Genomic DNA, 21,061 nt, shown 5'->3' on the forward strand with positions numbered 1-21,061 from the left:
GGCCACGGAGTCGGGAACCCAGTCGGCATTGCAACCTCCTAATCAGAGACGTTGCATTGACCGTATGAATCTGCCCGCGGATTCGCCTGCATCAGTTCAATCTCGGCGAAGGATAGGCCCGTCAGGCGCCGCCGTATTCCGGGCGCAGGATCGAACTGAGCGCCGACAGCGGGATATGCGCTTGGACGTTCCCGCCGTCCATGTACCACTGCATCTGGTTGTACTGGATCGGAGAATCGTGGCTGACGGGGTAGTCGGGCATGTACAGGATCAGCTCGTCGGGGGTCAGCGCCCATGACCGGTAACCTCCGGAGAAGACCTTGTCGGGAGTGAATCGTTCCGGAACGAACGGATAGTCACCGGGGCGGTGCTCCCAGAACGCCCGGTCCAGTGCCTCCACGATGTAGGGCTCGCCGAGCTGCGGGATCGTCGCGAACGGATCCACCCCCGGTTTGGCGATGTCGGCCAACTGCAATTGCCGCCCACCGGCCATATCGAACGTGAAGGTGCGGTAGGCATTGTTGATGTACGGCCCGTCGGAGTGGTAGTCCTCGTGGAAGACCACGCTCAGCGCGTCGCCGTGCTGGAAGATCTCGAAATTCTCGTTGCCCCAGCTGTCGGCGACCATCGAGGCGCCCTTGGCGCGCCAGTTGCCGAACAATTTCGACAGGTAGTCACGGATCGGCGGCCCGGCGACCGGGTGGTCGATCAGGTCCCCGGGCACCGCCATCCGGATGTAGCGGGTGGCCTGCCGCTCGGAGCGCACCTCGGTGCTGCAGTAGTGGCCGTCCCAGGCGCCGCCCAGCCCACTGCAGAACGACGGCGCCGAGGCGCCGGCCTGCGGTGCCGTGGACGCCATCACGGCCGCCACTGTCACGCCCGTCAGTAGCCGGGTCGCCCACATAGCTTCCCTCCTAGGGCAATTCGACCTTGCCGGCCAGCCAGCGGCCATCGACCTTCTGCATCGTCATCTTCATCCGGCTGCGGTCCACCCGCGGGTCGGGGCGCGCGGTGTTGGTGATCGCCTGATCGACCATCACCAGCACCACCACCTTGTCGGCGGTCTCCGACTGGACCGCCGAGTCCACCACTGTGCCGCGCGCTGACGCCTTGTTGTCGATCAGCAGCTGGCGCAGCTCAACGCTGGCCTTGGTGTAGGTGTCCTTGAAATCGCCGGTCGCACCGTTGAGCACTGCGGCGAAGTCATCGTCGACCTTGTTCGAGTCGATACTGGTCAACACCTGCGCGTAGTCCACGGCGGCGCGCTGGCCGGCCTCCCCTGCCGCAGCGACCCGGTGTTGCTGCCACAGTTGCCAACCCAGGCCCACGACCAAGCCGAACACCGTCAGGTAGACCGCGGCGATGCCGGCGATCGCCAACCGGTTCGGCGGTGGCGGGCCGGGCGCCGGATCCTCGATGATCGTCGATTCCGGTTCGCCCGCGGTGGTTTCCACCTCGTCGCGGTCCTCGGACGTGTCTTCGGCGGCCGGTTCGTCAGTGGTGCTCACCGCGGCATCTCCTTGAACATCATCCTGGCGGCTCGATCAACAGCGGCGGCCCACCGTACTCGGTGGGAATGGTGTAGCGCCCCTTGGGGGTCGGGTCGGTGGTCGCAGCCAGGTCCGCGCCGGGCGGCGGGCCCGCGGTGTCGTCCCCGGGCGGGCGCGGCGCGTTGTGCGCGCCCCGCACCAACACCGACTGGTCGGTGTCGCGGCAATAGCCGTACAAGAACGGCTCGGGGTAGTCCGCCGCCGACGGCGGGCGCCGCGGTGTGCCGTAATCGCAGGTGTAGCGCGGGTAGATGTCGACCGTCGCCCACATCCCGTCCTCGTGGATGGCCGAGTCGAGCGCTTCCACCGTCGACCGGCGGTAGTCGGGGAACAGCGCATTGAGCGCCGGAACCCGGATGTAGAGCAGCTGCGCCGTGGTGGCCAGATTGGCCAGCAGGCCGACCATGGTGTCGGAGTTGTCGTCGAAGAGCCCGTCGACCGCCGACAGCATCCCGGGTCCCTGGTCGACGAACCGGCGGTAGCCGCCCATCATCGGGCTGATTCCCTTGAACACCTTGTCGAGGTTCGCCGAGGTCACGGCCAAGCCGTTGTTGACGTCGCTGAGCATGGTGAGCACCACCCGGCTCGACTTCAGCAGGCTCACCGTCTCCGGCAGCACCGAATCCAGGGTGGACAGCAGGAACGAGCCGCCGTCGACGATATCGGTGAGCTTCTGGGGACCCTCGTCGGACAGGCTGAGTTCCTTCTTGATCAAGTCCAGTTTGCGCGGATCGGTCTGCGCCAGCATGCCGTCGGCGTCGGCGAGCAACTGCGAGATCGGGATCGGGGTCGTCGCACGGTCCCGCGACACGACGCTCCCGCCGGACAGGAACGGCCCGGCGTTCGACGGGGGCTCGAAGTCGATGTACTGCTCACCGGCGGCCGACAGGCCCGAGACGCGCACCTTGCTGTCGGCCGGAATCTTCACCGTCGACTTGATGCTGGCGACCGCGTCGACACCGGTAGCGCTGACCCGAAGCGACTCGATCCGGCCCACCGGGACCCCCCGAACCGACACGTCCTGATTGGTGAGCAACCCGCCGGAATCGGGGAGCGCGATGGTGATCTGGTAGGTCGAGCGAGTCGGGTTGACCTGCAGCGCCCCCACCAGCAAGTAGGCGGTCGCCACCACCAGGGTCATCGTCAACGCCAGGCCCGACAGCAGGTTCTTTCGCCGGTAACCGGCGCGAACCAGCGCGACGATCCGACGGCTGACAGCATCGATCATGGTGTCGGCCCCTGCCCCATCAGGCCCGGGTCGTTGGCCTCGGCCTCGGCCTCAGCCTCGGCCGGGGTCGGGGGGATCGGCGGACCGACCGCCGTCCACGGCGCCTGGCCCATGTCGGAGTCCGGACCACGACCCACCACGCGTTCCTGCAGCCGCCAGAGTGCGTACTTGATCGAACCGGCCATCTTGGCCCAGTCGTAGCGCTTCGGGCCGTGGAACGCCGGATCGCCTTTGAACCCGGCGTCGGGCATCGAACCCCACACCAGCCGGTCGATGCTAGCGTGCACCGCCACACCGGTGCCGGCCATGGACTTGATGAACGGCGCCATTATCCGGTTCAACGCGCGCAGGCTGGTGTCCGGATCGGTCGCCACGTCGTTCCACGCGCCGGCGATCACGTTGGCGTCCTTGACGAAACTGTGCCCGGAATCGTCGGTGCCGGCGATCGACGGGAACCGCGCCAGCTGTCGGCTGGTGGCGCCGAGTTCCTCGACGAGGTCGGCGAGCTGACTGGTGTTGTCGACCAGGGTGTCGGTGGCCGGGCCGGCCGCGTCGAGCATCTCGGTCAGCGCGGCGCTGCGGGCGTCGAGCCGGTCGGCGAGCCGGCTGGTCTCGCGCAGCGCCGTCTCGATCTCACCGGAGCGGGCGTTGAGTTTCGCCAGCAGGTCGTTGGACTGGTTGATCAGTTTCCCGAATGCTTCGCCCTGATCGCCGGTCGCCTTCCCGGCCCCGTTGACGATGTTGGTGAAGTTCTGCACCGCACCGCCGTTCACCAGCAGCGCTGCCGAGCTCAGAACCGACTCCACGGTGGCGGCCGACGCGGTGGACTCCAGTCCGATGACGTCACCGCCCTTCAGCAGCGGGGCCGACGGGTCGACCCGGGCCGGCGGTTTGATCGCGACGAACACGTCGCCGAGCGGGGTCGCCGACCGCAGTTCAGCGGTGCTGCCCACCGGGATCCGGACACCGTCCATGATCCGCAGCTCGGTGACCGCGGTGTAGTTGCGGGCGACCATCGACTCTAGCTGACCGACGTCGGCGCCGGCGAGCTTCACCTTGGCGTGCCCGGGCAGGTTCAGCGCGTTGGCGAACACCGCGGTGATCCGATATCCCCCACTGCCGATGCCGGGCGCCGGCAGCGGCAGGCTGCCCAGGCCATTGGTGCCGCAGCCCGCCGCCGACGAGACCACCATTGCACTGCACAGCAGGGCCAGTGCCGCCCTCGGGGACCCCAGTCGTCGCGTCACGTCTACTGCCCCATCATCGAAAGGCCGTCCAGCACATACGTCAGCCCGAAATCCGGGCCGTAATCCGCCAAGGTTCCGGTGCCACAACCCAACTGGCGAAGGTGCATCATGTTGCACAGCTCCTTGGTGCTTTGGCTGTCGACGAGGATCTTGTCGACCAGGGCGTGCAGCCGGACCGCCCCGTTGTTGGTGTCGACGGCGTTGTAGAGGTTCTCCAACGTCAACGGCAGCAGGTTGAGCAGCTCGGCCAGGTCGCGTTGCTTTTCGACGAGCGTCGTCGCTGCCGTGTCGCCGTTGAGGACGGCTTGCTTGAGGTTGTCCCGGTTGGCCTGCAGCAGCGTGGTCGCCTGCGTGATGATCTCGTTGAACTTGTGACCGGTGCTGCCGGTGCCGAAGTCCTCGTCGGCGAGCATCTGACCCAATTGCCGGGTGGTGGAGCCGAATTGACGCAACTTGGCGTCGTTGCGGGCCGCCGCGTCCATCAGTGAGCTGAGATTGGTGATGATCGTGGTCAATTGATCACCGGTCGCCTCGCCGTTGTCGGAGCTGAGTCGCAGGGCCCGGGACAACTCGCCGAGCGCCGATTTGATCTTCTCGCCGTTGCCGTCGGCGATGTCGGCGCCGGCGTTGATCACATCGGCGATCGGCCCGTTGCCTTTGCCGTCGCCGCCGAGCGATTTGGAGACCTTGTCGAGCATGTCCAGCACGCGGTCGAACGCCACCGGTGTCCGGGTGCGATTCAGTCCGATGGTGGTGCGGTCGGCCAGCACCGGGCCGCCCGCGTAGGCCGGCGTCAACTCGATCTGCCGTGCGGTGAGGATCGAGGTGTTGATGGTCACCGCGTGGACATCGGCGGGCACCTTCACCCCGCGGTCGACGGTGAACTCCGCCTCGACGTATTCGCCCTTCGGGGTGACCTTTTTGACCTTGCCCACCGGCATCCCGAGCACCGCGACCACATTGTCCTCGTACAACCCTGCGGCGCTGTCGAACTGGGCGGTGACGGTGATGTGCCCACCGAACGGTTTGAGGTAGTAGACGGCCACGCCTGCGACGACCAGCGCGCCGGCGATCAGGCTCGTCACGATCGCCCTGAGGCGCCGACGGTCCCGGCCGGAGCCTGCCGAGAGTGCCTGGCGGGTCGACGGACCCGGGTCATCCGGCTCCTCGATCGGGTCATCGGCGGCGATCCTCGGGGGCGCGCTCATTTGCAGTCCTTGAAGTACTCGATCATGCCGAACTGCTTGGCGCGGCCGCTGATGGCGCACATCCACGAGTCGATCGCGATCCCGTTGCCGGCGAAGAACTCGATGCCCGGGCCATAACCGGTGGCGTTGGTGATACCCCGCAACGGCGGCGGCGCGGACTGGATCAGGCTGCGCAGCAGGTCGTCGTGCTCGCCGAGCATGTCCGACAGCGAGCGCACGTTGACCAGCATGTCGTCGAGCATCGCCCGGTCGTTGACCACGACGTTGTTCAGATTGCCCGTCAGACTGGTCAGCGCCGCCAGCATCGCGTGAAAAGTGTGCTGCCGCAACACCAACTCCCCGATGAGATCCTGGCCCTGATCGACCAGGTTGCCCAAGTTCGTCTGTTGGTTGTGCAGCGTGTTGGCCACCCGCTGGGTGCTGGCCAGCAGTGTGCCGAGCTGATCGCGCCGGTCAGCGGTGACCTTGGCCAGCGAATGCAGGTTGGCCATCGCCCGCGGGATGATCGGCGGCATCCCCTGGAGTTGCTGGCCGAGCACCGCCAGCGACTGCGCGAACTGGTCGGAGTCGACCTGGTCGAACGTGGTGGTGGCGTCCTCGAGCAGCGACTCCAGGTCGTAGGGCACCTCGGTGTGGGCGAGGCTGATCCGTTTGCCGGGCAACGAACCGGGGCCGTCGGGCTCCAACTTGAGGTAGCGGGAGCCGAGGATCGTCATCACCTGGATCTTGGCCCGGGTGTCCTTGCCCAGCGGGATGTCGTTGCGCACCGTCAGGCCGGCCTCGACGTGGTTGCCGGCGAGTCGCATGCTCGACACCCGGCCCACCTCGATGCCCGCGACCACGATCGGGTTGCCGGGTGCCAGCGCGGCGGCCTGGGCGAACTCGGCGGTGTAACGGGTGTAGCCGACGCCGAGCACCTTGACCAACAGCGCCGCGGCGACGAGCACCGCCACCACGGCCAGCGCGCCGAATCCCAGCCAGGTGGTGTGGTAGGACTCCAGCGGTCGCTCCCGCCACCGGCGGAGGAATCCGCCGCTCCGCATCGGCCCGGCGCTACCCATCGACGGTGTTCCGGCATCGGGGCGAGTGCCACGCCAGGTTCTCCCGGGTGATCGGGCGGGCATTGCCGGGGGTGGCGGCGTTGACGATGATCGTGGTGATGTCGTTGAGGCCGGGGAAGAAACCGGTGGCATTCAGGTCGCAGAGGTAGGCGTTGCCGTAGGCGCCCTCCCCGAACGCCCGTCCCAGGCCCTTGAGCAGCAGCGGCAGGTTCGCGCCGGTGAACGCCAGCTGCGGTTCGATCCCCGCCATGTGCTTGGTGAACCCGGGTTCCCGGTTGACCATCTCCTCGAAGGACGGGAAGACCTCGTCGGCGATGTTGGACAGTTGCCGCGTCACCCGGGCCAGCGAGCCGACCGAGGACTGCAATGCCGGGCGGCGCGCATCCAGGTCGGTGACCGCCCGCCGGGCCTGGTTGAGGGCGTGGTCCAACTGATCGTTCTGTCCGGCGATGGTTCCGGTCAGCCGGTTGAGACTGGTGATCAGGTCACCGAGCATCTCGTCGCGCCCGGCCAGCGTGGCGGTCAGCGTCGACGACTGATCCACCAGCGCAGCGATCGACGCCTGGTCGCCCTGCAGCGACTGCAGCACCCCCTTGGTCAGATCGTCGGCTTGCTTGGGATTCAGCAGCGACATCAACGGTTTGAAGCCGTTGAGCAGGGCGCCGACGTCGAAGGACGGTTCGGTGTGTTCCACTCCGATGACGCTGCCGCGGGGCAGCACCCGGTCCTGGTCGGGGGCGCCCGCGCCCGCACCCAGCGACAACCCGAGATAGCGCTGGCCGATGATGTTCTGATACGTCACCGATGCGACCGTATTGCCGTACAGCTTCTGGTCGTTTTGGACGATGAACGAGACCTTCGCCAGCTTCCCGTCCAGCTCGACCTTCTCCACCCGGCCCACCCGCACCCCGGCCATCCGGACGTCGTCGCCTTCGCGCAACCCGTACACGTCGGTGAACACCGCCGCGTACGGCGTGGTGGCCCCGGCGACGTCGCGTCGCAGTGTGGCGTAGACCAGCCAGGTCAGCACCGTCGAGACGACCATGAATATGGAGAGGCCGATCAGTGGGCCGCGGAATGTCACTTGTGATCTCCCGTGCCGGCGGGGACGAATGAAACGGTGGTGCCGCGCGCGACCGGCCCGAGTAGCAACTGGGTCGCCACCGACGCCGGTTCGTGCTGCCCGGTGATCAGGCCGAGCTGGTTGCGTTCGGTCTGGCTGCCGACGGGTCCGACATTCCCGCCGTAAGCGGCGAATCCGACATTGCCGCTGTAGGCGGCGGGCGCGACCGGGGACGGCGGCTGCCACTCCGGCGCGTGGGGCTGGGCCGGGATCGGCGGCTCCGGCGGCGGCGGGGGAGCGGGGTCGAGCGGGTCGGCATTGCTGGGGACGCGCGGGAACGGCCCGGTCCACCACGGCAGCGGCGGGTTGGTGTCCTCGAGGCTGCGATCGGGGTTGATCAGCGGCGGCCCGACCGCGCGGAGGTTCCCGTCCGGGCCGATCTCGGTGCCCGGCGGCGGCTCGAGTCCGGCCGGGAAGCGGTAATTCTGCGGAAGCATGGTCTCGGGCAGTTCGGGCCGTACCGAGATCATCGGCGCGGTGTAGCAGCTCGGCCCCTTCACCTCGCCGTACTGCGGGCAGTCGGCCCGGGTGTAGGTGTGCAACGGGGTGAAGGACAGGTTGGCGCGCATGCTCCGGGTGACCAATTTGGGGTCGTAGAGCTGGTCGAAGAACTTGTCGGAGAGCCGGTTGACCCGGGTGAAGATCGGGACGAATTTGTCGGCGTTGTTGGCCAGCACGCCGACGACGGGCGTGAGGTCGTGGGTGATCTGGATCAGCTGATCGATGTGGTTGTCGAACGCCTCCCGGGAGACGCCCACGGTGTGCTGGCCACCGGCGACCAGCGAGGCCAGTTCGGCGCGTTTCTCGGCGAACACCCGCATCGGCTGGACCGCCTGATGCAGCGCGTCGACCAGATCGGGGGCGGTCGACTGCAGGCCGTGGGTGGCATCGAGCAGGGCCGAGACGGTCGACGGTCCGGGCTCGGTGGCGACGATGCCGTTGAGCTGCTCCAGCAGTCGGGACATGTTCGCGCCGGCGCCGAGCAGTTTGACCCGCCGGTTGTCGGTGGCCGCGCCGACGGCGGCCAGGATTCCCAGGCTGTGGTCCTCGCGGCCGCGGCCGGTGGCGGCCAGGATGTCGCGCAGTTTCGACACCGTGGTCTGGAAGATCACCGTGGACAGCTCACCGTTCTCGGCGATGTGCGTGCCGTCCCGGATCATCGAGTCGCCGGCTGCGCCGTCGCCGGGGTCGACGAGCTGGATGGACGACACCGCGAAGACGTTGGACGGCACCACCCGGGCGGTGACGGAGGCCGGGATGTCCTTGGCGTGGTCGGGTTTGAGGTTGATGTGCACGTAGTTGGGCTTGCCGTAGGCCGCCGGGATGACGTCGGTGACGCTGCCGACCAACAGGCCGCGGTACTTGACGTCGGACTGGGCGGGCAGCCCGTCGCCGACGTTGATCAGGTCGGCCACCACCCGCACGTAACTGTTGAGCATGCCGGTGGACTTGGCCAGCAGGCCCGTGGTGATCACCGCGATCACCGCGAGAACCGCCACCCCGGCGCCGAGGAGTTGGCGATCGGAGGGGCCGCGGCCGTCGAGGTCGAGGGAGTTGCCCACTCAGCCACCGAACCTTGCGCCGGCGTCGATGCTCCACAACGCCATCGTGAGCAGCATGTTGACCATGATCACGATCGTGATGGACGCCCGCATGGCGCGACCGGCGGCTACCCCGACACCTTCCGGGCCGCCGGCGGCGTAGAAGCCGTAGTAGCACTGCACGGTGGAGGCCAACCACACGAACACCACGCACTTGAGCACCGAATAGACGATGTCTTGTCCGGACAGCATCATGGTGAAGTAGTGCAGGTACGGGCCGATGGACCCGCCGCTGATGACGCCGGTGACCACCTGGCAGGTCAGGTAGGTGGTCGCCAGGCAGGCCACATACAGCGGGATGACGGCGATGGTCGCGGCCATCAGCCTGGTGGTGACCAGGTAGGGGATCGGCTTGATGGCGATCGCATCGAGCGCGTCGATCTCCTCGGCGATCCGCATCGCGCCGAGCTGCGCGGTGAAGCGGCAGCCGGCCTGCATGGCGAACGCCAGCGACGCCATGATCGGCGCCAGCTCACGGGTGTTGACCAGCGAGGAGATGATGCCGGTCGCCGGGCCCAGCCCCAGCAGATTCAGGAAATTGTAGCCCTCGATCGCCACCAGCGCACCGGCGGTGAAGCCGAGTACCAGGGCCACCCCGGCGGTGCCGCCCCCGACCACGATGGAGCCGTTGCCCCAGGCGATGTCGGAGAGCAGCCGCAGGAACTCCTTACGGTAGTGGCGCAGCACGGTCGGGACACCGGCTGCGGCGCGGCCGAAAAAAACCAGCATGTGGCCAAGCCGGATGGTCGGTGCCGACATCATGCGGTAGACCCGCAGCATCGGGCGTGCGATTGCCGGGATATACGGAGACGCCGTCATCTCTACAGCCCCGTCCGGGGGTAGAGCACGTTGTAGAGCTCGCTGATGCCGACGTTGACGATCATCAGCACCAAGATCGCCTCGACGACCGAAGCGTTCACCGAATTGGCGACGCCGGCCGGCCCGCCCCTGGTGGACAGGCCCTTCTGGCAGGACACCACCGCGACGATCGCGCCGTAGATCACGGCTTTGATCAGCGCCACGATCATGTCGCCGGTGGTGGCGAACGATGAAAACGTCGCCACGAAGCTACCGGGCGCGCCCTTCTGGAAATAGACGTTGAACAGATAACTGGCCAGAAAGCCGACGAAGCAGGTGATGCCGGTCAGGGCGACGCCGATCATGATGGCCGCGGCGAACCGCGGCACCACCAGTCGGCGGATCACCGAGACCCCCATCACCTCCATGGCGTCGGTCTCCTCGCGCATGGTGCGTGAGCCCAGGTCGGCGGTGATGGCCGAACCGACCGCGGCGGCCATCAGCATCGCCGCCACCAGCGATGCGGCCTGCCGGATCACGGCCAGCCCGGCGGCCGCGCCCGCCAGTGACGTCGCGCCGACCTGGTTGGCCAGCAGCGCGAACTGGATGGACAGGGTCACCCCGATCGGCAGCGCCACCAGAACCGTCGGCAGCACCGCGGTGTTGGCCATGAACGCGCTCTGCCGGACGAACTCGCCCCACTGGAACCGGCCGCTGAACAGGTCGATGAAGAAGTACTGCACGGTGCGCACCGCCAGCACGCACTGCTCGCCGACCGTGGTCAGCGATGCCAGCGGGTGGCGGTTGACGTAGCCGACGGTCCAGTCCCCGATGGCCGCGACCCCGTCGAGGGGGGGTTGATCAGCTAATTCACGCTCGTCCCGGGTGGTCATCGCTTGCCGATCATGAACTTGGGATCACCCGGCGCCGCCGATTCCCCGTTGGGCCGATGATCCATGGCGGACATGGTAGCCACCGTGCTTACTCCGAGGTAGGGTTCGGCGATTCTCGGAACGGCCGGTGGGTGGCGCGGGTCGATGCGGGTCGCGGCGGCGCGAACAGAGCTCATCGGGCCTCGCCGTCACCGTGCATCCGGACATGATGTCGGACGCCATGCCCGCCGAGAGGCGCTTCGGGCAACATGACTCGAGTTATGGGCCAGTTACTCAGCGGTAGCACCGATTTCGCGGATTCAGCGTGCCGAAGATGGCTCGGATGGCGATACTCGAGCCGGATGAACTCCGGGCGGAGAGGGTGGCGATGCAGCGATGGTGGGTGCGGTCCGCCGCCGGGATGGTCGCCGGCCTCACCGCGACGGCCGCCCTGCTGGCACCGGGGCCGGCCCTGGCAGACCCGGATCATCCACCGGTGCTTCCGGTGTTCACGCCGGCGCCCAGCGACTGGTCGCCGCATATGGATTTCTGGCCCTACGACACCTTCACCTATCAGGTCACCCCGGAGATGATCGGCGGCATGTCGGACTCGTGCCAGTGGTTCGACGCGCAGTTCGACCCGCTGCTGAGCCAGATCAACGCCTTCAACCGCGACCTGGCCGGGCGCCGCGACGGCTATACCGGTGTGCAGTCGCAGGCGGACGCGGTGGTGGCCAACATCGACCGGTCGACCGGCTTTCTGGGACCGCGACTGCAGCCGCTGACGATCCGCAACACCCCCGACAACTACGGCCCGTACTCACCGATCTACGGCGGTGAACAGCTGACCGGGGTGCTGTTCCAGCTCTCCCGTATCGCCGACAGCATGCGCAAGAAACAGCCGTCGGGCTTCACCCGTCCGCACATCGATTCCGCGGCCGGGTGGGGGGCCGCATTGCGGAATTCCGGAGCCTGCACCTGACCGCCCGGCCGCCCCGGGTTCCGGTAGGTTCGGGTGCGTTGCGGCCGAGCAGCTCGGCCCAGGGGAGGCCAGGGAGGGTGGTGCAGGTGTCGGACCGTGAAGACATGGACGCAGCGGCCGACGCCGAGACGGCAGTCGAGTTACCCGACGAGCCCGAAACGAAGACCGACGAGCCCGAGGCGCCGGACGACGAGGATCCGGACGACGAGGATCTGGACGACGAGGATCTGGACGACGAGGATCTGGACGACGAGGATCTGGACGACGAGGATCTGGACGACGAGGCCGCTGACGAAGCGCCCGAGGATTCCCCCGACGAGGCCGGCGGCCAGACCGTCGCGGCGTCGAGACGATCCCGGTTGCGCTGGATCGCCGCTGCGGTGTTGGCGCTGGGCCTGATCGTCGCCGGCTACGAGGGCTGGCTACTGTTCACCCACCATCAGCGTGCGGTGGCCGCCGCGCAGGCCCTCGAGACGGCGGAGAAGTATGCCCTGGTCCTGACCGGGGTGGACCCGGCCGCGATCGACAAGAACTTCGTCGATGTCCTCGACGGAGCGACCGGCGAATTCAAGGACATGTACGCCGCGTCCAGCGAGCAGCTCCGTCAACTGCTGATCGAGAACAAGGCCGCCGCACACGGCACCGTCATCGACGCGGCGGTCAAGTCCGCCACCAAGCACAAGGTCGAGGTGATGCTGTTCATCGATCAGTCGGTGAGCAACAAGGCCGCGCCCCAACCGAAGATCGACCGGAGTCGCATCGTGATGACGATGGAGAAGGTGAACGGCCGCTGGCTGGCCGCCAAGGTCGACATGCCCTGAGCAATTCGCGACGCCGCGCTTGCGGCCGCCGCTAATTGAACGCCAACCAACTGGGCAGCGCGCGTTCGTGGGCATCGCACAGCACCTGGGCGGTGTCGCATGACCCGCGCGGCACACCCGCGCCGGTCCACATGCCGCCGGCGTCGCGGCGCAGCACGACCGCCGACGAGGAACCGCCGTCGAGCAGGACGGCGTGATCGCTGTGCAGGCCGCGGAACAGATCCTGCATATTGTCCGGGGTGTAGTGGCCGCCCTGGAAGATGTACATCTCATCCTTGGCCTGCGAATAGCCCAGGGCGGTGCGCGCCGCGCTCGGCCCCCCGTCGTTGAGTTGCCCGGTGACGCCGGGCGCCAGCAGCCCCAGCCCGCTCACCGCGACGAACCGCTCCCCGCGTTCCACCAGGGCGGCGATCGTCGGCCCGGCCGCGTCGTAGTCTCCGCCGTCGCGGCCGCCGCGTGGCCACAGCACATACGGTGCGCCACGGGTCGGCAGGATCATCGTGGTCAGCGTCGACCAGTGCTCGTTGCCGCCGGACAGCCCCTGCTTGCCGGCGTAGGGGATGGTGCCGGTGACCGCGACGTTGGCCCGGCCTTTGCCGCGGGTGTTGTCCACGTAGGCGCCCAGCGGTGAACTGCACTTGGTGGTCCGCCAGGATCCGCCGCGCTGACCGCGGATGTCGAAGAAGTTGGCGTTGACAGCCACCATCGGCCGCCCCAGCGCCTGCCAGGCCTGCAGCGGGGTGTACAGCTCCGAGGCCTGCATCAGTCCCTCGCTGGTACGGGCCCGCGGATCGCGTTCGCAGCGGCTCTGGACACCGCTGTGACTGTCGACCAGCAGGTGCGGCTGGATGCGCTGCGAGGCGGCCTTGAGCACGACCAGGTGTCCGCCGCTGGACATCTCGTACCATTCGCCGGCAGCGTTGAGCATCGGGGCGGGGTGCCCGCCGCCGAAGTTGTAGACCAGGTAGGAGCCCGGGGTGCGGGCGATCGCGGCGGCCAACTGGTCTTGGGCGGCGCCGCGGGCGGTCGGCAGGCCCGGGCCGATCGTCAGCGTGGCGCAGAGCAGCACCGCACTGCAGCCTGCCGCCAGGCGGCGCACGAAAGCCATTGGAGTCGACACTGTTTGCCCCTTCGGCTCCGGACCGGCAGACACCAGGTTCCTAGGCTAGCCACAGAAACCCCGGGCGCAGCGTGCCGTGATCGGACTGTGCCGCGTCGGTGGCGAATCGGTTACCCGGCGATCAGCCACCGAGGGCTGCGTGCATCTGCCAGATCAGGATCTCCGCCGGCGTTTCGGCGCGCACCCGTTGACCGCCACCGCCGGTTAAGCGAACCGCATCACCGGCGTCCAACTCGCCGGCGCCCTCCAGGTCGACCCGGCCGATCGCGACGAACAGGTGAACGTAGCGAGCGTCGGGCAATTCGACACTGTCGCCCGGCTGCAGACGGCCGGCGTACAGCGTGGCCCCGGCGTTGCCGATGGCGATCGCGGCGCCCGGGTCACTGCCGGAGGCGACGGTCACCAGCCCACCGCCCGCCAGAGCGTCGCCGATCTGCTGCTGCTGATAGCCCGGTGTGCGGCCGGAGGTGTCCGGCATGATCCACATCTGGACGAAATGCACCGGCTCGGTAGCGGATTCGTTCCGCTCCGAATGCCGGACGCCGGTGCCGGCCGACATCCGCTGGGCCAGCCCGGGGCGGATCACCCCGGAGTTGCCGAGCGAATCCCGGTGGGTCAGTTCACCGGAGAGCACCCAGGTGACGATCTCTGCGTCGCGGTGCGGGTGAGTATCAAACCCGGCAGCCGGTTCGACCACGTCGTCGTTGTTGACCAGCAGCAGCCCGTGGTGGGTGTTGTCCGGGTCGTAGTAGTCGTTGAACGAGAACGAATGCCGCGAAGTGAGCCAGGGCGCGCGGGTGACCGCCCGGTCGGCGGCCCGCCGCACGTCGAGCGAACCCGTCATGACGCTCAAGGTTAACGTGCACAACGGCCGCTGCCGGTAGTCTCACTGCAACCGCCGAGCTGATACGGAGGGGGCAGCGATGTTCGTCGAGACCGGCGCGCGCGACGACGCCGGTGCCGGCCCGTGAGCCGCCCCAACCTGCAACACCTGCAGCTCGCCGATCTCATCGCCCACGCCGGGGGCGACCCCTGGGCGGTCGATGACAGCCTGCAGGCCGGCAGCCCCACCCAGATCGACTTCCTGGCCCAGGCGTTCCACCAGGCCGCCGGATCGGCGACCGCCGCCGAGCAGGCATTCCGCACCGCCCGGCAACACTTCGAGCAGTACCACCGCGAGAGCGGCGAGCAGCCGATCAACCACGGCGCCGAAGTGCGACGCGTCAAAGACGGCCTGCACGCCAGCACCGAGCAACTGGGCCGGATCGCCGCCGATCTGGAGACCATCGCCGGCGCCCTGGCCCAGGCCCGCGCCGCTTCGCGGGCCAACATCACGGCGCTCAACGCCAATCTGGAGGGCCTGGACCGCCTCGTCGGCCACTACCTCGACCTGGAAAGCGAGGGCCACGACTACAGCACCGAGATCGACCAGTGCTACCGGCAAGCCAAGGGGGACACCGCTACCGCCCTGCACAACGGAACGGTCATCCGCAACACCTACTCCAAGGCGCTGCAGCAGGCCCTGACCAACCTGAGGGTCAGGGACGGCTACGACCCCGATGCCCAGCTGCACCCGTTCGACGCCGACGCGCCGGCGCCCCCGCCCGGCCCGGTGCCCGATGACCCGAAGGAGTTCAACGACTACTGGAACAGTCTCACCCCCGGCCAGAAGGACTGGCTCTACAACTCCGACCACAACATCGGCAACCATCCGGGTATGCCGTGCGACCCGCCGGACCACCTGGGCTACGACCACTACAACCGGCTGCACCTGGCCGACGAATTGACCCGGGCGCGGGCCGCTGCGACGCAAGCCGACGCGCTGCGGAGCCAGCACCCGGACTGGGCGGCCGGCGACAACATCCCCCGGCCCAACGAACCCGGGGCGATCTTCGCCGACCGGGTGGCATACGAGGACTGGCAACGCCGATACGACGCCGCGCGCGACGGCGCCGAGTACCTACCCGACCTGCAGGCCGTCGACGCGGCACTGCAGGTCAGTCCGGATCGCAAACTGATGCTGCTGGACACCGAAAGCGGTGCGCAGGCCCGCGCTGCCATCGCCGTCGGCGACCCGGACAAGGCCACCCACGTGTCGGTCACCGCTCCGGGACTCAACACCACGGTCCACGGCGCCATCGGGGGCATGACCGATGAGGCGACACACCTGCGAGGCGAAGCGCTACGGCAGCTGGGGCTGTCTCCCGGACACGAGAACGACTCGGTATCGGCTATCGCCTGGATCGGCTATGACCCGCCGCAAGTGCCCGGCTTCGACGATCGGGGCGCATCGCTGGCCGGTATCTGGGGCGTCACCCACGACGACCTGGCCCGGGACGGTGCTCACGACCTGGCCCGCTTCTACGACGGGATCCAGGCCTCGCACCTGGGTGGCCCGGCTGATCTGACCGCGATCGGGCATTCCTACGGTTCGCTGACGACCGGTCTGGCGCTGCAGGAACCCGGTGACCACGGGGTCTCGCGGGCACTGTTCTACGGATCTCCCGGCATCGAGGCCGCCACGCCCGAACAGCTGCACCTGCAGCCCGGCCAGGTGTTCGCCATGGAGGCCCCTGACGACCCCATCCAATGGGTGTACGACGCAAGGACATTCGGCCAGGGCATCCCGATTCTGGGCTCCTACCTCAACAACGAATTCGGTGACTTCGGCCCGAATCCGGCAACGAATCCCAATTTCACCCAGCTGGCCACCGGGGCGGCCACCGTACCCGACGGGCATGGTGGAACGGTCAGCCTGCAAGAAGCGCACGGCCACAGCGACTATCCGCGCTTCCCGGACGGGGGAGGGCTGCGAACGACCAACTACAACATCGCCGCCGTCCTGGCCGGCACGAATCCGATTGAAGGCAAATGAGACACCACAGCATCAGCGGTCTGAACGGGCGACTCCACCGGCTGCTCGTCGGCACGGTAGTCGCCGCCGCGTTAACAGGAGGATGTCACGTGAACCAGCCTTACGGGCCCACCCCGCCCACCGAAGCAGCCCAGGCGCTCGAAGAATTGAGATCGCTGCCCTCGTTTGAAGACACCCGGGTCCAGGTGCAGGCCGCGATGAAGGAGATCACCACGGCGGCAAGTGAACTCATTTCGGGCATCGTCTGGGAGAACCCGCATGAGGGCTCGGGCGAAGGGTGCCAGCGACGGCCGTATGAGCAGGCCAACGCCCGCGGATACCTGCTGGCGGACGAGGTGGCGGTCAAGGTCGCGGTATCCGAGCAGCACTGGGCGAGAATCCAGGAGGCCGCCAGGATCGCGGCCGCGAAGCTGGACGCCACCGAACTCCAGGTGATGCAGGACCAGCCGGGCAACCACGACGTCGGCTTCTACGGTCCCACCGGGCTGTACCTCAAGGTCGGCTACCGCGGCAACCTGGTGGTGTCCGGCTACACCGGGTGCCGGCTGCCGCGCGAGGCGAAGTGACCGCCCGCCGGTGCCTAGCCGGTCTTGTGCGGGATGCCCACGGACAGGCCCCCGTCGATCACCAGGTCGGCGCCGGTCATGTAGGCCGACTCGTCGGAGGCCAGGAACACCACCGCGGTCGACACCTCCGCTGACTTGGCGCCCCGGCCCAGCGGAATCTGCAGCGCGTCGTCGGGGATGGCGATCGTCATCCGGGTGCGAATCAGGCCGGGCAGCACACTGTTGATCCGGATGTTGTGCGGCGCCAGTTCCAGGGCGGCGGCCTTGGCCAGCCCGCGCACGCCCCACTTGGATGCGACGTAGCCGTACAGGCCGGCGGAGCCGCGGATCCCCTCCACCGAGGAGATGTTGATGATGGACCCGCCGCCGGCCGACTTCATCGGCGCGACGGCCGCGTGCATGCCCAGCATGGTGCCGGTCAGGTTGACGTCGATGAGCTGTTGCCACGCGATGAGGTCGAAGTTGTCGATGGTGTTGTACTTGGCGATTCCGGCGTTGTTCACCAACACGTCGAGGCCGCCGAACTCCCCGACGGCGAGCTGAACCGCCGCGTCCCACTGCTCGGGGCAGGTGACGTCCAGGTGGGCGAATCGGGCGCTGTCGGCGCCGAGGTCGGCGGCGAGTTTAGCGCCCTCCTCGTCGAGGATGTCGCCGATCACGATCTTCGCGCCCTCGGCGGCCAATGCCCGCGCATGCGCTGCGCCCATGCCCCGTGCGCCGCCGCTGATCAGCGCAACCTTGCCCTCGACTCGTCCCATGGCGCCTCAGGTTACCGGGGCGTGGTGTTTGCCCGTTACGCTGCCTTGGTGGCCGTAACCCGCACCGAGCGAACCTTCCAAGGTGTCCAAGGTGTCCAGGGGGTGCGGATCGTCTACGACACCTGGACGCCGGCCGCGGATCCGCGCGCGGTGGTGGTGCTCTCGCACGGCTTCGGGGAGCATGCCCGCCGCTATGACCACGTCGCGGCGCGGTTCGCCGAGGCGGGACTGGTGACCTACGCGCTGGATCACCGTGGGCACGGCCGATCCGGCGGCAAACGGGTGTTGTGCCGCAACATCTCTGAGTACACCGGCGACTTTCACACCCTCGCCGATATCGGCTCTCGGGAGCACCCCGGGCTGCCGCGGGTGGTGCTCGGGCACAGCATGGGCGGCGCGATCGTGTTCAGCTACGCCGTCGACCGCCCCGACGACTACCAGTTGGTGGTCTTGTCCGGTCCCGCGGTCGACATGGCCGACACGGTGTCGCCGCCGCTGGCGTTCGTGGCCAAAGCGCTCGGCGCGATCGCTCCCGGTCTGCCGGTCGAAAAGCTCGACAGCGCCCTGGTGTCCCGCGATCCCGCGGTGGTCGTCGCCTATGACGACGATCCGCTGGTGCACCACGGCCGGGTTCCGGCAGGTGTGGCGCGGGCGTTGATCAAGGTCGGCGAGACGATGCCGTCGCGGGCGCAGGCACTGACGGCGCCGCTGCTGGTGGTGCACGGCGCCGACGACGGCCTGGTGCCGGCCGAGGGCAGCAAGCGCCTGGTGGGATGCGTCGGATCCGCCGACGTGCGGCTGACCGTGTATCCGGGGCTCTACCACGAGGTGTTCAACGAACCGGAACGCGAACAGGTGCTCGACGACGTGGTGGGTTGGATCGACGCGCGGCTGTGAATCGCCGTCGGCGCGATGTCGCCGGCGTCGGTTAGCGTGGCCGCCATGAGTAGCGCCCTATCCGACGACAAGATGCTGGCGCGTATCGCCGCACTGCTGCGCCAGGCCGAAGGCACCGACAACGCCCACGAAGCCGACGCGTTCATGGCGGCAGCTCAGCGGCTGGCCACCGCGACCTCCATCGATCTGGCGGTGGCCCGGGCGCATGCCACCAAACGGACACCGGCCACCGCCCCGGTGCAGCACACCATCACCATCGGCTCACCGGGCACCAAGGGCCTGCGCACCTACGTGCAGCTGTTCGTCGGAATCGCCGCGGCCAACGACGTGCGTTGCGATGTGGCGTCGAACTCCACCTTCGTCTACGCCTACGGCTTCGCCGAGGACATCGACGCCACCCATGCGCTCTACGCCAGCCTGGTCGTCCAGATGGTCCGGGCCGCCGACGCCTACCTCGCCACCGGCGCGCATCGGCCGACGCCCACGATCACCGCCCGGCTGAACTTCCACCTGGCGTTCGGTGCCCGGGTGGGCCAGCGGCTGGCCGAAGCCCGCGACGAAACCCGAAGGGCGGCCGAGGAAGACCGTGCGCGGCCACCGGGAACTGCGATCGCCTTGCGCAACAAGGAACTTGAGCTCACCGACTTCTACCGGGGTGCGTCGCGGGCGCGGGGCACCTGGCGGGCGACCAGGGCCTCGGCCGGGTATTCGTCGGCGGCGCGGCGGGCCGGGGACCGGGCCGGCCGGCGGGCGCGGCTGGGGGATGACACCGAACTGTCGGTGGCGCGGTCCGCGCTGGAGCGGTGAGCGGGCACTTTGAGCGCGACACCCAGCGCGCCAAGGTTTACGCCGCGGAGGTGTTCGTGCGGGCCCTCTTCGAGAGGGCGGCTGAAACCGGTTCCCGCAGTGTGGAGTTCTTCGGTACCGGCATGACCCTGCCGCCGGAGGGCCGCTTCGGTTCGGTGGCGGCGGTCAGCCGTTACCTCGAGGACGTACTGGCGTTGCCGGCGGTGCGCGCCCGGTGGCCGGACGCCGGTCTGTTGACGGTTCGCGCACGCCGCGGCGCCACTGCGGCACACTACGAAAAGACCGGCGACGCTGGCGTTATCGCCGTACCGGACCAACGCGGCGCGGACTGGGCGTTGCGGGAACTGGTGGTGCTGCACGAGATCGCGCACCACCTGTGTGACGCCCGGCCGCCGCACGGCCCGGAGTTCGTCGCGACGTTCTGTGAGCTGACCGAGTTGGTGATGGGCCCGGAAGCGGGCTATGTGCTGCGGGTGGTGTTCGCCAAGGAGGGCGTCCGGTGACGCCTAACGGTCGTCGTCGTGCGTCACCGGGGCCGCTGCTCCTCAGCCGCTGACCGGGACCAACGCGTCACCGCAGGTGCAGCGATAAGCCTCGCCCGCCCCCTGGCAGTGGCACGGCGCCTCGATCCGGACGCGGCATCCGCAACCTTCGTGACCGCATGTCAAGACGGTCCCCGCTTCATAGTTCGTCATGTGTCGCACCTTTCTCTCGCTGGCCGGCAGGTGCCGGTCCGCCGACTATATACCCCATAGGGGTATGGGGTAAAGATATCCGGACGCGGAAATCCTAATTGCGGTCTAGCCTCGGTGGATGTGACCGAAACCCCCACGCCCCGCGACGTCGATACCCTGATGGACCGCATCTTCACCGGCGACGACCCCGACCTGCAGGCAGCGCTGGCCGCCAGCGACGCCGCCGGGCTGCCGTCCATCGCGGTCTCGGCGCAGCAGGGCAAGTTCTTGAACCTGCTCGCGACCGCGACCGGAGCCACCCGCATCCTCGAGATCGGCACCCTCGGCGGCTACAGCACGATCTGGCTGGCGCGGGCCGCCGGGCCCGGCGGTGCCGTGGTGACGCTGGAGTACGAGCCCACGCACGCCGACGTCGCCCGGGCCAATCTGGACCGTGCCGGTCTCGGCGATCGGGTGCAGGTGATCGTCGGCCCGGCGCTGGAGACCCTGCCGACGCTGACCGGCGAGCCGTTCGACCTGGTGTTCATCGACGCCGACAAGGAGAACAATGTCGGCTACTTGAACTGGGCGGTGCAACTGTGCCGCCCCGGGGCGGTCATCGTGGTGGACAACGTGATCCGCGAAGGGACGATCCTGCAGCCGGCATCCGGCGATGCGACCGCCCGTGGTAGCCGGGACGTCTTGGAGTTGATGGGCGAGCACCCGCGACTACAGGCCGCCGCCATTCAGACGGTCGGGGCCAAGGGGTGGGACGGCTTCGCGCTGGCCATGGTGTCCTAGTGTCCTGAGTCATTAATTCATACGCTCTTGTTAGCATGGGTGATGCCATCGCCGCATGCCGCCAAGATCGTC

At 68.2% G+C, this 21,061-nt stretch carries 22 protein-coding genes; 8 read left to right on the plus strand and 14 right to left on the minus strand.

The annotated features are described in order from the left end of the window. Window positions 1-121: 121 nt before the first annotated feature. The 10 genes from AWC24_RS00460 to AWC24_RS00505 are packed head-to-tail and all read right to left on the minus strand — an operon-like array spanning window position 122 to window position 10,709. The gene (locus AWC24_RS00460) at window positions 122-904 is read right to left on the minus strand and encodes a mannan-binding family protein (RefSeq protein WP_085081558.1); all 783 of its coding nucleotides are present in this window, start codon (window positions 902-904) and stop codon (window positions 122-124) included. A 10-nt stretch (window positions 905-914) separates the two neighbouring features. Further along, window positions 915-1,508 (minus strand): Rv1363c family protein, encoded by a 594-nt coding sequence (locus AWC24_RS00465; protein ID WP_085081559.1) that lies wholly within the window; start codon window positions 1,506-1,508, stop codon window positions 915-917. A gap of 19 nt (window positions 1,509-1,527) precedes the next feature. Beyond that, the gene (locus tag AWC24_RS00470; RefSeq protein WP_085081560.1) at window positions 1,528-2,778 is read right to left on the minus strand and encodes an MlaD family protein; all 1,251 of its coding nucleotides are present in this window, start codon (window positions 2,776-2,778) and stop codon (window positions 1,528-1,530) included. Continuing rightward, the gene (locus AWC24_RS00475) at window positions 2,775-3,971 is read right to left on the minus strand and encodes an MCE family protein (protein WP_085081561.1); all 1,197 of its coding nucleotides are present in this window, start codon (window positions 3,969-3,971) and stop codon (window positions 2,775-2,777) included. Before AWC24_RS00475 ends, AWC24_RS00470 begins: the two co-directional genes overlap by 4 nt. 56 nt (window positions 3,972-4,027) lie before the next feature. Next, window positions 4,028-5,233 carry an MCE family protein gene (locus tag AWC24_RS00480; protein ID WP_109559423.1) on the minus strand — a complete coding sequence of 402 codons (1,206 nt, stop codon included), beginning with the start codon at window positions 5,231-5,233 and terminating at the stop codon, window positions 4,028-4,030. Continuing rightward, entirely contained in the window at window positions 5,230-6,276 is a 1,047-nt protein-coding gene (locus AWC24_RS00485; RefSeq protein WP_085081562.1) for an MCE family protein, read from the minus strand. Before AWC24_RS00485 ends, AWC24_RS00480 begins: the two co-directional genes overlap by 4 nt. Window positions 6,277-6,286: 10 nt before the next feature. Continuing rightward, on the minus strand, window positions 6,287-7,378 hold the full coding sequence (locus tag AWC24_RS00490; protein WP_083037123.1) for an MCE family protein: 1,092 nt from the start codon (window positions 7,376-7,378) through the stop codon (window positions 6,287-6,289). Then, the gene (locus AWC24_RS00495; protein WP_085081563.1) at window positions 7,375-8,979 is read right to left on the minus strand and encodes an MlaD family protein; all 1,605 of its coding nucleotides are present in this window, start codon (window positions 8,977-8,979) and stop codon (window positions 7,375-7,377) included. Before AWC24_RS00495 ends, AWC24_RS00490 begins: the two co-directional genes overlap by 4 nt. Further along, window positions 8,980-9,837, minus strand: coding sequence for an ABC transporter permease (locus AWC24_RS00500; protein WP_083037125.1), 858 nt, complete (start codon window positions 9,835-9,837; stop codon window positions 8,980-8,982). 2 nt (window positions 9,838-9,839) lie between these two features. Beyond that, the gene (locus tag AWC24_RS00505) at window positions 9,840-10,709 is read right to left on the minus strand and encodes an MlaE family ABC transporter permease (protein ID WP_085081564.1); all 870 of its coding nucleotides are present in this window, start codon (window positions 10,707-10,709) and stop codon (window positions 9,840-9,842) included. Window positions 10,710-11,031: 322 nt separating this feature from the next. Here AWC24_RS00505 and AWC24_RS00510 point away from each other — a divergent pair, with 322 nt between their 5' ends. Beyond that, window positions 11,032-11,670: a hypothetical protein gene (locus AWC24_RS00510; protein ID WP_407663459.1), complete on the plus strand. Its 639-nt coding sequence runs from the start codon at window positions 11,032-11,034 to the stop codon at window positions 11,668-11,670. A gap of 80 nt (window positions 11,671-11,750) precedes the next feature. Continuing rightward, window positions 11,751-12,491: an Rv1363c family protein gene (locus AWC24_RS00515; protein WP_407663460.1), complete on the plus strand. Its 741-nt coding sequence runs from the start codon at window positions 11,751-11,753 to the stop codon at window positions 12,489-12,491. Window positions 12,492-12,522: 31 nt separating this feature from the next. Here AWC24_RS00515 and AWC24_RS00520 read toward each other — a convergent pair whose 3' ends face one another. Further along, window positions 12,523-13,599 (minus strand): phosphodiester glycosidase family protein, encoded by a 1,077-nt coding sequence (locus tag AWC24_RS00520; RefSeq protein ID WP_109560263.1) that lies wholly within the window; start codon window positions 13,597-13,599, stop codon window positions 12,523-12,525. A 133-nt stretch (window positions 13,600-13,732) separates the two neighbouring features. After that, window positions 13,733-14,455 (minus strand): pirin family protein, encoded by a 723-nt coding sequence (locus tag AWC24_RS00525; RefSeq protein ID WP_085081566.1) that lies wholly within the window; start codon window positions 14,453-14,455, stop codon window positions 13,733-13,735. A gap of 123 nt (window positions 14,456-14,578) precedes the next feature. Between AWC24_RS00525 and AWC24_RS00530 the strand changes: the two genes are divergently transcribed. Further along, the gene (locus AWC24_RS00530; protein ID WP_085081567.1) at window positions 14,579-16,486 is read left to right on the plus strand and encodes a putative alpha/beta hydrolase; all 1,908 of its coding nucleotides are present in this window, start codon (window positions 14,579-14,581) and stop codon (window positions 16,484-16,486) included. An 89-nt stretch (window positions 16,487-16,575) separates the two neighbouring features. Then, on the plus strand, window positions 16,576-17,052 hold the full coding sequence (locus AWC24_RS00535) for an LppA family lipoprotein (protein ID WP_085081568.1): 477 nt from the start codon (window positions 16,576-16,578) through the stop codon (window positions 17,050-17,052). Window positions 17,053-17,066: 14 nt separating this feature from the next. Here the strand turns inward: AWC24_RS00535 and AWC24_RS00540 are convergent, their stop codons facing one another. After that, window positions 17,067-17,810, minus strand: coding sequence for a glucose 1-dehydrogenase (locus AWC24_RS00540; protein WP_085081569.1), 744 nt, complete (start codon window positions 17,808-17,810; stop codon window positions 17,067-17,069). A gap of 48 nt (window positions 17,811-17,858) precedes the next feature. Between AWC24_RS00540 and AWC24_RS00545 the strand changes: the two genes are divergently transcribed. From AWC24_RS00545 to AWC24_RS00555, 3 genes are read left to right on the plus strand one after another with little or no spacing between them, the layout of a single operon-like run. Continuing rightward, window positions 17,859-18,707, plus strand: a complete 849-nt coding sequence (locus AWC24_RS00545; RefSeq protein ID WP_085081574.1) for an alpha/beta hydrolase — start codon at window positions 17,859-17,861, stop codon at window positions 18,705-18,707. 45 nt (window positions 18,708-18,752) lie between these two features. Continuing rightward, window positions 18,753-19,514 (plus strand): DUF2786 domain-containing protein, encoded by a 762-nt coding sequence (locus AWC24_RS00550; RefSeq protein WP_085081575.1) that lies wholly within the window; start codon window positions 18,753-18,755, stop codon window positions 19,512-19,514. Continuing rightward, window positions 19,511-20,017: a TIGR04338 family metallohydrolase gene (locus AWC24_RS00555; protein ID WP_085081570.1), complete on the plus strand. Its 507-nt coding sequence runs from the start codon at window positions 19,511-19,513 to the stop codon at window positions 20,015-20,017. The genes AWC24_RS00550 and AWC24_RS00555 overlap by 4 nt, the downstream gene beginning before the upstream one ends. 42 nt (window positions 20,018-20,059) lie before the next feature. Here the strand turns inward: AWC24_RS00555 and mymT are convergent, their stop codons facing one another. After that, window positions 20,060-20,209, minus strand: coding sequence for a copper-binding metallothionein MymT (gene mymT / locus AWC24_RS00560; protein ID WP_085081571.1), 150 nt, complete (start codon window positions 20,207-20,209; stop codon window positions 20,060-20,062). A gap of 120 nt (window positions 20,210-20,329) precedes the next feature. On the opposite strand from mymT, the gene AWC24_RS00565 reads away from it, so the two are divergent. Then, window positions 20,330-20,989 carry an O-methyltransferase gene (locus AWC24_RS00565; RefSeq protein ID WP_085081576.1) on the plus strand — a complete coding sequence of 220 codons (660 nt, stop codon included), beginning with the start codon at window positions 20,330-20,332 and terminating at the stop codon, window positions 20,987-20,989. The last annotated feature ends 72 nt before the right edge of the window (window positions 20,990-21,061 follow it).

Origin of the sequence: Mycolicibacter senuensis (assembly GCF_002101885.1) — a bacterium.
In the GTDB taxonomy this organism is placed as follows: Bacteria; Actinomycetota; Actinomycetes; order Mycobacteriales; family Mycobacteriaceae; genus Mycobacterium; species Mycobacterium senuense.